Origin of the sequence: Novosphingobium sp. PP1Y (assembly GCF_000253255.1) — a bacterium.
Classification (GTDB): Bacteria; Pseudomonadota; Alphaproteobacteria; order Sphingomonadales; family Sphingomonadaceae; genus Novosphingobium.
The window spans coordinates 3,815,699-3,831,166 of the sequence record NC_015580.1 but is presented as its reverse complement, the minus strand read 5'-3'; the positions used below and the strand labels follow the sequence as shown (position 1 = coordinate 3,831,166).

Here is a 15,468-nt window from a genome sequence, read left to right as displayed (position 1 = left end):
CCGTTGTGGATGTGTCAGGCCAGATCGATGTTGGTCAGGTCCGCGCGCCTGCGCACATTGACCTTTTCGAACACGTTCTTGAGGTGCCACTTCACCGTGTTCTCGCTCACGTCCAGTTGCTCGGCAATCTGACGGTTTGTAAGCCCTGCGCGTACGAAGTGGACCAGTTCGATTTCTCGTTCGGTCAGCGCGTTTCCCGGCTGGGCGAGTGAATTCTTCTCATCGAATTCGGGTTCCGCCAGACTAGGGTCAAAGGTCTCGCGCAGCTGCTGGACCAGCATCGCCTCGCGGCGCCCTCTCGGGGCCATGCCGCGTGCATGCATCATGTCGAGTACTGCTTGGATCGCGTGGCCGCCATCGACGAACGTGCGAACGATGCCGTTGCCTGCGGCTTGGCGAATGAGCCGACGCAACAGGCGGATTGCCAGGTCGGTGCGGCCCAATGCGTTGAGAGCGCTCACCCCGAGCACCGCCCAGTGTAATGCGCGCAGGTTCCAGCCATCCGATAGATCGAGCCGTGCCGCGCGCCGCAATAACTCGAGTGCGCGCTCGGGCGCTCCCAAAGCAATGTACAGGTGGGCCTGGGAACCGTGCACCGCTGCCTCGAGATAAGGCGCCAGTCGGTCGTCGTCGGTTATGGTTCCGGACAACTCCGAAAGTGCGCGCACATAGGCCGCAGCCATGCGAGTATCGTGATGCATTACCGAGATGACGACTTTTTCACACAGGACGTCGACACGCACGCGAGGCAGCCGCACTGCCGGGCCGGCGTCGAGCACGTTTTCGAGCACAGTGATGGCCGCGCGATACTGGCCGTTGTTGGAGAGGTTGCGGGCCTTTGCGCGGTAAGCTTGGAAGCGCGCGTCGGTGAATAGGTGGGCGTGCAGCGACCAGGCATACGATTCGATCAGTTGAGTGACCTTCCCGGTTTCGTTGCGCTCGTAGAGAGCACCGGCCAGCAAGCCTGCGGCCATGACGGTGCCGGTTGACTGGGCGCTCATGTCCCTTTCGGCATGTTTGAGCGCCCAGTTGAAATGGGTCTCGGCATGGCGGACCTGTCCGTCACGCAAGTCGATAAGGCCCAGGATGCAGCGCCCGTAGAGCGCGCCATAGGGGCTCGTTTCATAATAACTTGGTAAATAAGCCCTCTCAAGCGCCATCCGGCCCTCGATCGGCGCACCTTCGTGAGCAAGGCAAAACGCCAGCGAATTGTCGACGACGTTGCTAAACCAGTCGTGGGATTCAGGCCAACGCCGCTTCCAGCTTCGACCTAGCGCGCTACCTTGACGAAAGTCGTCGCGCATCGAGGCGATCATGATCCGCAGAGCCGTTAGGTTCCTCTCGTGCCCAGCGAAATTCGCGAGATCGCATTTGAACGTTGTGTCGAGCGCGGTGAGCAGCTTCTCGGCCTCGTCGAGCCGGTAGAGCAGCGCCAGTGCCCAAGCGACTGCCAGAAGGGCGGTCGGATGCGGCTGAAGATCCGAAATCGAGAAGCGATCTAGCCAAGCCTGTAAGCGCAGGACCTCTCCGCGGCTGATCATGTCAAAGCCGCACCGCTCGATCAGGGCAACAGCCCGCTGACTGTCGCCGCTGTCCATAGCGTGCGAGGCCGCCAGGGCAAAGTTGCCCCGCTTTTCGAACCATCCGCACGACCGCCGATGTAGCGAAGCCCTCTCCTCGGTGTCGACAAAGCTCTTCACTGCCACGACGTCGAGCAAAAGTGGGACGGTCGTATAGGTCACTTCGGGGCCGAAGGGATTGCGCTTGAGCAGCCCGTGCATGAGGTATTCTTGAATGTGGAGCGGCGCCTGGGGGTCCGCTGATAGTTCGAGCATCAAGCCGTGCTCGAGACGATTTGGGATCAGCATGACGTCGAGCGCGCCACGCGCCTCGTCGCTCAGTCCCGACAGTAGCTCCTCCTCGAAGTACTCCTGCAGGTCGCGCCCGATGATCGCGAAAGCGCCGGTACTGCCGCTCGTTCGGTTAGGGGGAGGGCGGTTTCGCACGAGCAGGCGTACCGCTGCGACCCAACCACCTGATCGGCTCCAGAGGTCACGCGCCTCGGCAAGCGACAGAGCGGGGACCGAAAGTTCCGCCACCATTTCGTTGAGTTGCTTGAAGCTGATGGCGAGCGCAGCGTCGTCCACTTCGAGGACCGCATCTGCATTTCGCAGGCGTGCCAAGTGAAGCCGCGTTGGTCCTCGAGCGGCAATTACGAGACGTAGGTTGTTGGGCGCATTGTCGATGATTCGCTGCAGTTCGGCGATGCCCGTTTCTGTGAGAACATGAATGTCATCTAGGAAAAGGGCGACCTCGCCATCGCGAGCTGCGATCTCGTTAAGCGCCACCGCAATAACGGTATCCGGTGCGATCGCGTGAGCGGTCAGCAAGGCCGCCGTGGCGCTGCGCTCGCCAAGAACGCGGGAGACCAAAACCGCTGCCACGTCCATAAAGAGCGATCCCGACGTGTCCCTGCCTCGCTGGAGCCGCAACCAACAGCAAGAATAGAGAAATGACTGCAGGTTGGTGTGGATGCGCTGCATTAGACGCGTCTTGCCGCTGCCGGGGGCTGCGGTGATCAGAACGACACTATGAGTGGTTAACTTTTCCGCAAGTCGCGCAATGCCCGGTGGGGCAATCCACTTGCCTTTGAACCGGGGCGTTTCAGTCGCCCCTGGCATTAATGGACTTTCTCCCATGGCATTCTCGCGTGTCTTTTTCGATTCTTATGGTTAGCCCATCGAACACCGATGCCCAAGTCTGCGGTATCGGGTCACGGCGGCGAGGTTCCTCCTGCCGCTGCCTTGGCTCGGAGCACGTCCTTGTGCACCTTGCCAGCTCCGGTTTGCGCGAAATCCTCGCGACAATCCAAGGAATCTGGAACTTTCTGCTTGGCAGGCCAACTAGCCACCATGTGCTTCACCAGGTTTGCAGTCAGAGGGGCTTTTCGCCTGCCACTCTGAGAGGCGATCGGTATGCGAGGCGTGGCTAGCTGAAAGTTGCGCGGCACGTTTGGGCATCGGATAGGCATGCCGGTTGGCGCATAACGAGCCAACTGACCTAAGTGTCAAACAGTCAGCCTTATGCGAGACCCTGTAATCTAAGTAGGTCTCGATCGCGAGGTCTGGCCACTTTCAGGATAGATCTCTGCTTCGAATCCGTCCGCTGCCGGGCGAACAAGTTTGGCCCCGCCATTGCCGCAAACATTCGCCGTAAGCGTGGACGAACCGCTCAGCTCGATCGGATGCCCCCCGGCGACCTAGGTCAACGTCGATGTAGCGCGCATACGCGACGCCGAGTTGGGCCAAAGCTTGGGAAGCATGTTCAACTTCACGGTGACGGCCTTTGGTAATGGCGGCGATTGCCGCTTTTGCGCCAGTCTCGGCGTCCCCATGGTGAGTCTTCCAGCCGATTTATCGCGATTCAGGCACCCTCGTTAATCAGTACATTGCGCGCCAGCAGCAGTGAACCGACCGGCCCGGCGTTGGCGCCGAGTGCCGGGAGGCAGATCATGGTTTCGATGGCTGCAATGTCCAGATCGGGCAGGTAGCCGGCGAGTATCGCGGGCAGCCGGTTTCGTGCCCGCTCGATGAGGTGCGGCTGGCGGGTGGCGACGCCGCCGCCGATGACGATCCGCTGCGGGGAAAGCGCGAGGAGCAGCGTGGACAGGAGTTCGGACAGGTCATCCCCGACTTCGTCCCAAGCAGGCGAGGCGGGATCGAGCTTGCCCGGATGCACCGGCAGGCGGGCTTCCAGGGCGGGGCCGCTGATAAGGCCTTCGATGCAGTCCCCATGAAAGGGGCAGGTGCCTGCAAAGGTTGCGCCCGGCGCGCGGCGGGTGCGGATGTGGCCGAGTTCGGGGTGGAGAAAGCCATGCACCGGCCGGCCATCGATCACGATTCCTGCGCCAAGGCCGGTGCCGATCGTGATGTAGACGAGGCTGGAACAGCCTTGAGCCGCCCCGAAGGCATGCTCAGCAAGCGCCGCCGCATTGACGTCGGTATCGACGGCGATCGGGCAGGCGAAGCGTGCCTGCACCATTTCCAGCACACCGGTGTTGCTCCAGCCGGGCTTCGGGGTGGCCAGGATGGTGCCGTAATCAGGCGCATCCGGCGTCACCCGGATGGGGCCGAAACTGGCGATCCCGATGGCGGCGAGGGGGGATGCGGCCTGCCATGCCGAGAGATGGGCGTGGGCAGCCTCCAGCGTTTCATCGGGGGTGGTGGTTGGCAGGGCATGGCTTTCGAGGATGCGGGTGCCATCGCCCAGGGTGACGATGGTCTTGGTGCCGCCCAGTTCTATGCCGGCAAGGCGCGGAGGGGACGCCTGTGTCATGTGAGCGCGGCGCTCTCGCCCGAAAGCGAAAGCTTCAGGAAGGGAGCGAAAGTGCCGCCGAAGTGGGTGCGTCCCTCCGGCTTTTGCGTAGCCGTGGCATCGTCGATGCCCCAGTAGTCGGCGAAGCTGGTGACGGAAAGGTCAGGCAGGACCCACCAGCTATAGGCCTGAAAGGGCTCGCTTTCTGGATTGGCAAAGACGAGACCGTGGCCGTTGAGCAGGCGCCAGGGGCCTTCGATGCGCTCGGCAGTCGCGCCGTAAAGCCCCGTCGGCGCGGTGATCCCGGGGGCGAAGACTTTCGCCTGGGTCGACCAGAACAGATAGAGGCGGCCCGCATGTTCGACGATGTGCGGCCTTTCAAGTTCGTTGTTGGCATCGGTCGCATCGACCAGCGGAGCGAGCGGACGATAGGTGCCGCTGGTATCGTCCAGGCGCGCCAGTCCGACAAGCCCGTTGAAGGCGCGGGGCGCCGCGGCTGCCGAACCGGTGAAGAGGAGGTACTCGGCTCCGTCCGGCGCACGCCAGGGAAAGGGATCTCGGAAGGCCTTGATCTCGCCGATCCGGCCTTCTGTTTCCTCGGCGGCCATGTAAGGGCCTGCCGGTTCCAGGACCTCGCGCGGATCTGACCACTGGCCGAACGGGGCGTCCGGGTCCTCTGCCAAGCTGCAGCGGGTCACGAACAGGCGCTGGCGAAAGGTGGTGGCGCTCTCGCCGCGCTCGCCGACGACCGTGAAGTAGAGGGCCAGATGCGCGCCCTCGACCCGCGCCGCGCCCGACCATTCGCGGCTTCCGGCGGTGAATCCCTCGGGAAGGGTTTGGCCGAGGTGCCGGAAACTGTCGCCCTCGCGGAAGAAGTGATGGATGCGGGCAAGGCCATGCCGGCTTTCCGGATCGTCGGCCCTGGGCGCGGTCAGGGCAAACCAGAGTTCGCCGCCGTTCCAGGGGACGGGCTTGCCGCTCGCGTCGGCAAGTGGCCAGGCATCCCAGACGTCGATGTCATCTGCAACGCGGCGCACGTCCTTTTGACCGAGAACGGGCGCGCGGCTGCAGGCTGCAAGGTCAAGGCCGGCCAGGTCCCCGGCTGTCCAGGACAGTTTTCCGTCATCCGTCTTGGCCGGATCGGTGTTCATGCGTTCGTTTTCCTTGCGTTGCATCGGGGCTGAGGTCGAGGGGGGCGGACATGGCCGGGCGGAGGAGAATGTCCAGCCATGTCTGCTGGCTCCAAGGTCAGAACTCGTAGCGAAGCGAGGCGGAGATCGTGCGCCCGTTGATCGACCTTGCCCTGACGTAGTTGTCCACGCCCGGGGTGATGGATCCTTCCTCGGCTTCGGTAATGCCGGTTGCGTTGAAAAGATTGTTTGCGTTGAGAGAGACCTCGATCTTGTCCATCGGACGGAAGTTCACGAAGGCGTTGACCTGCGTGTAGGCAGGGAACACCAGTTCGTTGCTGTCCTGGGCATAGGCCTTGGTGGTGCCCACGATGTTGAGACCGGCCCGAACCACGTCGAAGTCCACGGCGGGCGTGATCTGGTAGATCAGCTTGGCCTGGCGGCGCGGCGTGTTGCCCTCGTTGGCGGGCGTGATGGCGTCTTTGGCGATCTTGGCGTCGGTGTAGGTGGCACCGGCACGCAGGTCGAAGATGCCCGAGCGATAAGCCGCTTCAATCTCGACGCCGGTGGCCTTGTAGCTGCGGTCGAGGAAGCGCTGGGTGGTCGCCTCGAAGTTCTGCTCCTGCGTCTTGGCGTGGAAGCCGGTTACGAAGAGGCCGAACGGTCCCGAGCGATACTTCACGCCCAGTTCGTACTGGTCGACGAAGTCGATGGCATCTTGCTTGCGGACCGAGCCGTCGGCCTGGACCACGCCGAACAGCAGGCGGTCGGCATTGGCGCGTCCACCTCGACTGATGCGGGCGAAGCCGGCAATGTCCGAGGTGAACATGTAGTTCGCACCGATCGACCAGGACCAGTAGCCGACTGAGTAGCGGACCGGGCTCGGGCTGCCGTTGTCGATCAGCGAGACGCTGCGCTCGACCGGCTGGATCGTGCCGTCCCCGTTGACATCGAAGTTCGCGGTCTGGAGCGTGCCGGCGTAGTTGCCGCGCGCCTTGACATGGTCGTAGCGCACGCTCGCGTCGATGGTCAGGCCACCGGTTTCAAAGGTGCCGGCCAGGTAGGGCGCGTCGATGTCGTAGCGCACGTCATAGCTGCGCTGGCAGCAGTTGCCCCAGAAGGGTACGCCATAGGCATAGAGCCCACCGCGCGTGAGGACGCTACCCGCGCCGTCGGTGACGTCGAGGAGCGCGGCGTTGTGCCCGTCCACTGCCATCAGGTAGGAATTCCAGACCCAGTCCATGTCGATGTTCTGGCGAGCCTTGTAGTAGCCGGCGGTGATCGAGCCCGGACCGAAGTCCTTGGTCAGCTTGAGGTCGTTGGTGAAGCTCGAGAAGTCGTTGATGTCGACGTTGAAGAGATGCGTGCGCATGACGAGAGCGTTGCCCGCCAGGGCCTGTCCGGCGCTGGGACCGTTGGCATAGACCAGTCCGTAAGTGCCGGCGGCCCCCGTCAGCAGTTCGCCTACCGAGTTCGCGATCCCCTGGCCCGCGCCAACTTCGGCGGGGAAGGGCGAGACGAAGCGGCCATGGACGTCCGAGTAACGGAATCGTTCCTCGAGCTTCAGGCCGTCGGCCACGTCGAACACGGCTTCGAGGCCGACCGAGGTGACCACCGGGTGCATGCCGTCCTTGATGTCGGTGGTGTGGAGCGCATTGTTGCCGTCCAGGCCGATATCGGTGGTGAAGTACTTCGAGTGCGGCGTCTGCGACTTAATGTCGAAGCCGGGGAGCGAGCCGAAGTGCGGGTTGGCATTGGTGCCGGTCACCAGTGTCGGCATCGGCAGATAGCCGATCGCCCGGTCGTCGAGGCGCTTGAGATAGAGGCGCACGTAGCCGCTGTCGAAGTCCTGCGTGAGATTCGCTTTGACCTGATAGCCCTTGTTGCCGGTATAGCCTGCGTCGCGCGGCCCTTCGCCCTGGCGCCAGAAGCCGCCGATGTTGAAGCGCGTCTTTTCTGCCAGGTGGCCGCCGTAGTTGAAGTCGAGGCGGTAATCCTCGTAGTCGAGGCCGACGGTCGCCATGACCACGCCGCCCTCGTCCTTGCCATCCTTCGAGATGAAGTTGATGACGCCGCCGGGCGAATTGGACGCCAGCGTCGAGGCCGAGCCGCCGCGTACCGCCTGGATGGAGGCGATCGTCTGGTCGGCGCGCAGGAAGATGTCTGCATTGCCGAAGGCGATGTCTCCGAACTGCATGACCGGCATGCCGTCTTCCTGCAATTGCAGGAACTTGGCGCCGCCCGAGGCGACCGGCAGGCCGCGCACGGCGATGTTGGCATTGCCGTCGCCGCCGGTGGATTCAGAGCGGATGCCCGGGATCTGGCGGAAGATCTCTGCGGTGGTGCGCGGTGCCGCTTCGGCGATCGCGGTTTCGTCTAGCGCGCTGACCGAGATCGAGCTTTCCAGCCGATTGGTGGGGCGCGCCGAAGCCGTGACGATGATCTCGTCAAGCCCGAGTGCATCCTGAGAGCTTTCGTCAGCGGCGGTATCCTGAGCGTGGAGGCTGGCAGGCAAAGTCGTGACCGCGGCCACACTAACCGCAAGCAGTGTGCGAAATTTCATCGATCCTCATCCCATTACGTTGTGTTTGTGCCAGTCCGTCATACCCCTCATTCAATCGATTGCAATATATTTCTGCAATCGATTGAATTTTTGTCGCGCAACCGCTACCAAGGCGCCTGGCCAGCGTGAAAAGCGCGGCTGATGAGAGGATTGCGGGCATGATTGAATCGCAGAAACCAAGGCTCTCCCTGATTCGGATCGTCGAGATGAATCTGGGCTTTTTCGGCCTGCAGTTCAGCTTCGGGCTGCAGCAGGCGAACATGGGGCCGATATACGGCTATCTTGGCGCAAACGAAGCAACGATGCCACTGTTATGGCTTGCAGGCCCGGTCACCGGCCTGGTCATCCAGCCGATCGTCGGCGCCATGAGCGACCGCACGCATTCGCGCCTGGGCCGCCGGACGCCTTACTTCCTGGTTGGGGCCATCCTCTGTTCGGCCTGCCTGTTCCTGATGCCCTTTTCCTCGGCCCTGTGGATGGCGGCCTCGCTGCTATGGCTCCTCGATGCGGGCAATAACATCACCATGGAACCCTACCGCGCTTATGTCGCGGATCGTCTTGCGAGCGAGCAGCACTCGGTCGGATTCCTGACGCAGAGCGCTTTCACCGGCCTTGCCCAGACGCTGTCCTACCTTGCCCCGTCGCTCCTCGCCGCAGTGATCGACCGCAACCTCCTCGATCCCAATGGTATTCCCGTCATCGTGCGGATGGCCTTCCTGATCGGTGCGGTCCTCTCGATCTCGACCATCCTGTGGTCGATCCTGAGGGTGCGCGAACTGCCGCTCAGCCCCGCGGAGCGCGCCAAGCTCGACGCAAGTCCCCTGACGGCAGGCGCCACATTGCGCGAAATCGGCGATGCCATCCGCGAGATGCCGGCCCCGATGCGTCAGCTCGCGCTTGCCATGCTGTGCCAGTGGTATGCGATGTTCACCTACTGGCAGTTCATCGTTTTTGCCGTCGCACGCGCGCTTTACGGGACCCATGATGCCTCGTCGGCAGGATTTCGCGATGCCACGCTGACGGCGCAGCAGGCCGGTGCCTTCTACAATGGCATTGCCTTCGTTGCCGCGCTTGCTCTCATCCCGCTGGTTCGTCGATTTGGCGCCCGCGCGGTGCACGTCGTTTGCCTGAGCGCCTCGGGGGCCGCGATGCTGGCCATCCCCGGTGTCGATAGCACCGCGTTCCTATTCGCCGCGATGATCGGCATCGGGTTGGGCTGGGCAGGCATGATGGGCAACACCTATGTCATGCTGGCAGGTTCGATCCCGCCCGAGCGCACGGGCATCTACATGGGCATATTCAACATGTTCATCGTGATTCCCATGCTGATCGAGAGCCTCACCATGCCGCTGCTCTACGGCCCGCTCCTGGGCAGCGACCCGCGCAATACGCTTTATCTTTCCGGCGGGCTGATGCTGTTGGGGGCAATCGCGACGCTGCGCATCCGCCTGCCGCGTTCCGGCGAGGCGGCGGGCGCCACTTCTCAAGAGCATGGCGGGGGATGAATTTTGGTTCCCCTCGCAGGCCTCGTGGGCCTATGTCCTCGGTCATGAGCCCAGGTAGCACACCAGATGTAGATCCGGACCCGAAAGAAGGCGCCGAAACCGCGAAGGTGAAGACGCTGGCGGATCTCGGCAAGATCGCCGGGGTGACGGCGGGGACCGTTTCGCGAGCGCTGGCGGGCTCGGAGCTTGTCAACAAGCGTACGCGCGAGCGCATCCTCGCACTGGCCCACGAGCACGGATTCCAGCTCAACCAGATCGCCAGCAAGCTGCGATCGAAGCGCACGGGAATGATCGGGGTCGTCATTCCGCTGGGACACGAACGCAACCAGCACATTTCCGATCCGTTCTTCATGACCCTGCTTGGCCATCTTGCCGACGAGATCACCGAGCGTGGCTACAGCATCGTACTTGAGCGCGCGATACCGGAGGAGAAGCCCGACTGGCTGGATCGCATCTGCGGTTCGGGCATGGTCGATGGCGTCATCCTGATCGGCCAGTCCGACCAGTTCGAGACGATCGAGCGGGTTGCCGAGGCTTATGGTCCGCTGGTTGCATGGGGGAGTCACCGTGAGGGGCAACTTCACTGCGCAGTCGGCACCGACAACCGCGCAGGCGGAGAGATCGCAGCACGGCGACTGCTGGCAGGCGGGGCGACGCGCCTAGCATTCCTGGGCGAGACGACCGGCGTCGAAATCGCCGAGCGCTTCGCGGGCGTGAAGGACGTGGCGGATCAGGTCGGGGTCTCGCTGGTCCACTTGCCGTGCCACATGTCGTTCGAACTCATGACCGGCGAACTGGAAAGTCTGATGGCCCGACGGGGCGCGGACTTCGACGGCATCATTGCAGCGTCGGACCTCATCGCCATGACCGCCCTCAAGGTCCTTTACGGTCAGGGCAGGCGGGTCCCAGCCGACGTACAGGTGATAGGCTACGACGACCTGCCGCTGGCCGGGCAGACAATGCCCCCCCTGACCACGATCCATCAGGACATTTCCGGCGGCGCAAGGGAGATCGTCCAGCGCTTGCAGTCAGCCATTGCCGGCAAGGATAGCGCCTCGCTGGTCATGGCTCCCCGATTGATCGAACGCGAGACAACCCGCCGGCCCGCTTGAAGCGCCGTCACCCGTTGCAGCGGCAAGTCGCGCTGTCGTCATCAATGCGAAACAAAACTCGTGACGGGGGTGCTCCCGGCCCCGGCACGACTTCATTCGGAATGTCCGGTCCAACCCGTCTCGCTTGTCTGAGCATCGGGTACCGCTTCGCTTTTGGGCCGCCGTGTGGAGTTGATTGTGACCAGGAACAGACCACGCGCTCCGGGATTGCCGACAGATTCGTGCACTGGCGGCCCTTCGGCATGACCGCAAACACCTTGCCATTCGGGATCGGTGCCGGCGAGCGGCGGGCACTGGTCGCCTTCCTCGTGCGCAAGGCGGGCAGCGAGATGCTCGCCGAAGACATCGCGCACGATGCGATCATCCGCCTCGTTGAGTTCCAGAGGCGCGAGAAAGTGCGCAACAGCAAGGCGCTCCTGTTCAAGATCGCGGTTAACCTGCTCATCAATCACCAGCGGCGCGAAAATCGTACGGTGGAAGGCGTGACCGACGAATTCGTCGACGATCGCCCGACCCAGGATCGCACTGCGCTCGACAGCGACAGGCTTGCCCAACTGCAGCGCGCGATCGACGCCCTGCCACCCCTGCGGCGCGAAGTGCTGGTCCGCCGCCGTCTGGAAAACCAGTCTTACGAAGAGATCGGGCGGGCGCTCAATCTTTCGTCTGCGGCCGTAGAGAAACACGTGGTACGCGCACTCGCATCCTTGCGCGCGTACCAGGACAAGCACGTGTTCGAGGGAGTATCGCCATGGTGATCCGCATTGGAGCCTTCCGTCATTACGAGGAGCGGATCGACGAGATCCAGGCGCAGGCGGCGTTCTGGGTGGCGCGCGAGAACAGCGGACGAATCCGCGAGGCCGAGCGCATCGAACTGCGCGAATGGCTGGCCCGCAGTCCGGCGCACGAGCTGGAATATACCCTGGCCGACAGTCTATACGCCGACGAAACCCTGATAGCTGCCCTACGGACGGCGCCGCGCCTTGCCGCGCAGCGCAGGGCAACGCCGGTCGAGGGTGCGCTCGATCGGGTGAAGCGGGGCCTTGCGGCAATCGCGTGGCCCAAACTCGTCGCGGCGAGCTTGTGTATCGCGCTTTGCTTCGCGTCCGCCAGGGTGCTCTTCCAGCCGAAACCTGACGCTCCGAGTGAAGATTCCCGACTGGCCGGGGGCATGGTGCTGGAAACCAGGCCCGGTGAACGTCTGCTGGTCCAGCTTCCCGACGGCAGCCGTGTCGAACTGGGCGGTGATGCCAGCGCGGAAGCGCGTTTCACGCCTGCGGAGCGTCACTTTGCGCTGCGCCGGGGCGATGCGCATTTCGATGTTGCCCATGACAAATCGCGGCCTTTCCTGATCCAGACAAGGCGGGCCGGGGTGCGCGTGGTGGGTACGCGCTTCCTGATCAGCCAGTTGCGCGACGATACCCGCGTCGACGTCTATGACGGCACGGTCGAAGTCCGACCCGACCGCGACGAGACTTCGAAGCTTCTGCTCAAGCGTGGCTCGCGGGTCACGATAGGCCGCGACGTCACGCTCACCCACTTTGACGCAAGCGACGAGAACGATTGGCGAAATGGGTGGGTCGATGAAGCGCAGATCTCGCTCGGCGAACTGGCCGAGCTTGTAGAGCGGCGTAGCGGCGAACGTATTGTTGTAGATCAGGGGCTTTCACACTTAAAAATTTCGGGTCGTTTTCGGATAAACAGGCCGGACGAAATCTTCGATAAACTCGGTAGAGTCTATGGATTTAAGAGTTATCATAAGGGTGATGCATATTATTTGATCAAAGTTGATTAGTGTAATAAAAATGAAGCAATAAGTACTTGAAACTTTAATAAAAAATATTGTCCGGATCCTCTGTCGAGCGCTGTCTTGTCAGTCGAACAAGCACTAGCTGTTGTTGCGGAGGAATTGTGTTCAAGACTTTACGAATGTCCTTGCTTGCCTCGAGCATTCTGCTCGCGGGAACTTCCGGCGTCGCGCAGGCTCAGGACCGGGGGCAGGCTGCGGCCACCTATCAGGTGAAGCTGACGGCCCAGCCGCTTTCCGAAGCCCTGCGTGCGCTCTCGCGCCAGACCGGACTTGAAATCGTCTTTCGTCCTGAACTCGTGCGTGGGCGTAACGCTCGCGCCGTTTCCGGAAAGTTCAGCGCGCAGAACGCGCTCGACCGCCTGCTTCTGAACAGCGGACTGATCGTCCGCTACGCCAATGGCACTGCAATTCTCGAGCGCGCTCCGGCACAGCGGCAGCCTGCCGCGCTCGTCGCCCCGGCGAGCGCCGCTGCCACCGTCGGCGCGAGCGAGGACAACACGTCCGAAATCGTCGTGACCGGCACATACTCGGCCTCGATTTCGGACGCGCTCGATCGCAAGCGTTCAGCGAACAATGTCGTTGATTCCATCGAGGCGGTCGACATTGCCAGCTTCCCTTCGCAGAACCTCGCCGAAGCCCTGCAGCGCCTGCCGGGCGTCACCATCGAGCGTGACCGCGGTGAAGGTCTCTTCGTCAAGGTTCGCGGCCTCGGTGCCAATTTCCAGGTGACCCTGCTGAACGGCCAGTCGATCGCGGTGAACGAGAACGTGCGCGATAGCGGCCAGAGCGGCCGCCAGTTCCGCTTCGACACGATTCCGGCTGAACTCGTTGCCGGCGTCGACGTCGTGAAAAGCCCCTCGGCCAATCTCGAGGAAGGCGCCATCGGTGGCATCGTCAACATTCGCACCTTCAAGCCGCTCGATCTGGATTCGGGCAAGCTCGTCGTCAGCGCCGCAGGCAGCTATGCCGAGAAAGCGGATCGCGTCGATCCCAACTTCTCGACGCTTGCCAGCTGGAAGAACGACAGCGAGACTTTCGGCGCGCTCATCGCGGCGACCTATTCGAAGCGCTCGACCCGCCAGGACCGCCTTACCGGCATCAGCTGGGGCGTCGATGAGCTCGATCTGGACGGCGATGGCACCGGCGATGGCGAATATCTCCACCCCTGGTCGCTGCGCCCGACGCTCGAGCAGGAAGACCGTGAGCGCTATGCTGTCAACGCTGCAGTGCAATTCGCACCGAGCGACGCCGTCAATCTCGCGCTCGAAGGCTTCTACACGCGCCTCAACGACTACTACGACGAACTGACTTATTCGGTCGGTTTTGATCCCGAGACGCTCGAGGCGGGCAGCGCGGTCGTCAAGGACGGTGTTGTCGTGGGTGGCATCAGCCAGTCGGACTCGCAGATCAGTCGCGATATCTCGGACATGGTCCACCAGAACTGGTTCGTCGGTCTGAGCGGTGACATCAGGGCCGGCGGCTGGACCTTCCATCCCAAGGCCTACATCACGCGGGCTCTGTCCGATACGGCCGGGCCGATTACCCGTACGCGCCTGAGCGGACCGATCGGGCGTGTCCGCTTTACGATGCCGAAAGCCGAATCCGGCGCGATGCCGACGGTCGAACTGCTCGACAGCAATCTCGACCAGGCGAGCCTGTTGCCGTTCCGCCGGATCGAATGGCGTCCGCTCAAGTCGATCGACAAGGAACACGCCTACGGGCTGAGCGTCGACCGCCCGGTCGATTTCGGTCCCTTCGTCTCGGTCGACTTCGGCGCCAAGTACCGCAGCCGCAGCCGAGACTACGACCGCCGAGACCTCAAGATCGAGACGCTGAAGGGGCAGCACTTCGACGGCACCTACTTCAACCAGTTCCCATACAGCGACTTCCTGTCCGACATGCAGGGCAGCCTGCCGACGAGCTGGGTGCAGCCGCGTCCGGATCCGTTCTGGAACGAGTCGGATACCAGTGCCGTCGCCAACCCGGAGCGTACCCGCGCCGACTTGCGCAATTCCTACCAGATCGATGAGCAGATCACTTCGGTCTACGGCATGGCGAATTTCGATTCATTCGTCGGCGCGCTGCCGTTCCGTGGCAACATCGGCATGCGCTATGCACATACCCGCCAGACCTCATCGGGCCATGCGGAGACCGGCACCGAGGCGCTGCCGGTCAGTTTCACGAGCACCTATGACGACTTCCTTCCGTCGGCCAATCTGGTGGTGGAACCGGTGCGCGACGTCGTCCTGCGCTTCGCGGCTGCCCGCGTGATCACGCGCCCGTCGCTGGCCGACCTCGCGCCGCGCCTGACGCTCAACTCCTCGGGTCTGATCTTCGAAGCCAATGGCGGCAATCCGCAGCTCAAGCGCTTCCAGGCATGGCAGTACGATGCCGGCGTCGAATACTATTTCGCGCCGCGCAGCGCCCTGATCGCAAGTGTCTTCTACAAGGACATCGGCACCTTCGTGTACAATCAGGTGACCGACTTCACCGTCGACGGCAACGTCTATGCACTGACCGCACCGACCAATGGCGGCGAAGCATGGGTCAAGGGCCTCGAGCTGGCTTTCCAGCACCAGTTCACCTTCCTGCCAGCGCCGTTCGACGGTCTCGGCCTCCAGGCGAACTACACGGTCACCGACAGCCAGGCGAGCTATAACGCCACACTCAAGGACGATCTCGCCGGCATCGCCAAGCACAGCTACAACATCACCGGCTTCTACGAGAACGGACCGTTCGAAGCATGGCTGAGCTATAGCTGGCGTGGCAACGTCCTGCAGTCGGTCGGCACCAACGATCGCCTGTCCACGAACTCCAAGGCGTTCGGCAGCATGGACGGCAGCATCAGCCTGCGGGTAACCGACTACGCGCAGATCTCGTTGCAGGGCATCAACATCCTGAACGCGAAGCAGCTCGACTACGTCGATGACAACTGGCTTGGCGGATACACCGACTATGGCCGCACCGTGCGCCTTTCGGCACGCGTGAGCCTCTGAGTTTGAGCCTCTGAGTTACTGACGCGCGGGCACCCGGTTCT

The 15,468-nt window shown here is 62.8% G+C and carries 9 protein-coding genes; 5 read left to right on the top strand and 4 right to left on the bottom strand.

What is annotated here, in order from left to right:
* Positions 1–14: 14 nt before the first annotated feature.
* From PP1Y_RS24035 to PP1Y_RS24020, 4 genes are all read right to left on the bottom strand, one after another.
* Entirely contained in the window at positions 15–2,450 is a 2,436-nt protein-coding gene (locus PP1Y_RS24035; protein WP_041559154.1) for a LuxR C-terminal-related transcriptional regulator, read from the bottom strand.
* A gap of 973 nt (positions 2,451–3,423) precedes the next feature.
* Positions 3,424–4,335: an ROK family protein gene (locus tag PP1Y_RS24030; RefSeq protein WP_013834486.1), complete on the bottom strand. Its 912-nt coding sequence runs from the start codon at positions 4,333–4,335 to the stop codon at positions 3,424–3,426.
* Positions 4,332–5,465: a glycoside hydrolase family 68 protein gene (locus PP1Y_RS24025; protein WP_013834485.1), complete on the bottom strand. Its 1,134-nt coding sequence runs from the start codon at positions 5,463–5,465 to the stop codon at positions 4,332–4,334. The genes PP1Y_RS24030 and PP1Y_RS24025 overlap by 4 nt, the downstream gene beginning before the upstream one ends.
* 97 nt (positions 5,466–5,562) lie before the next feature.
* Positions 5,563–8,007 (bottom strand): TonB-dependent receptor, encoded by a 2,445-nt coding sequence (locus tag PP1Y_RS24020; protein ID WP_013834484.1) that lies wholly within the window; start codon positions 8,005–8,007, stop codon positions 5,563–5,565.
* A 158-nt stretch (positions 8,008–8,165) separates the two neighbouring features.
* Here PP1Y_RS24020 and PP1Y_RS24015 point away from each other — a divergent pair, with 158 nt between their 5' ends.
* From PP1Y_RS24015 to PP1Y_RS23995, 5 genes are all read left to right on the top strand, one after another.
* Positions 8,166–9,512 carry an MFS transporter gene (locus PP1Y_RS24015; protein ID WP_013834483.1) on the top strand — a complete coding sequence of 449 codons (1,347 nt, stop codon included), beginning with the start codon at positions 8,166–8,168 and terminating at the stop codon, positions 9,510–9,512.
* A gap of 44 nt (positions 9,513–9,556) precedes the next feature.
* Positions 9,557–10,624: a LacI family DNA-binding transcriptional regulator gene (locus tag PP1Y_RS24010; RefSeq protein ID WP_013834482.1), complete on the top strand. Its 1,068-nt coding sequence runs from the start codon at positions 9,557–9,559 to the stop codon at positions 10,622–10,624.
* A 242-nt stretch (positions 10,625–10,866) separates the two neighbouring features.
* On the top strand, positions 10,867–11,379 hold the full coding sequence (locus PP1Y_RS24005) for an RNA polymerase sigma factor (protein WP_013834481.1): 513 nt from the start codon (positions 10,867–10,869) through the stop codon (positions 11,377–11,379).
* A complete protein-coding gene (locus PP1Y_RS24000) occupies positions 11,373–12,416 on the top strand; it encodes a FecR domain-containing protein (protein ID WP_013834480.1) in 1,044 nt (347 codons plus the stop codon). Before PP1Y_RS24005 ends, PP1Y_RS24000 begins: the two co-directional genes overlap by 7 nt.
* Positions 12,417–12,550: 134 nt before the next feature.
* Positions 12,551–15,427, top strand: a complete 2,877-nt coding sequence (locus tag PP1Y_RS23995; RefSeq protein ID WP_013834479.1) for a TonB-dependent receptor — start codon at positions 12,551–12,553, stop codon at positions 15,425–15,427.
* Positions 15,428–15,468 lie beyond the last annotated feature (41 nt).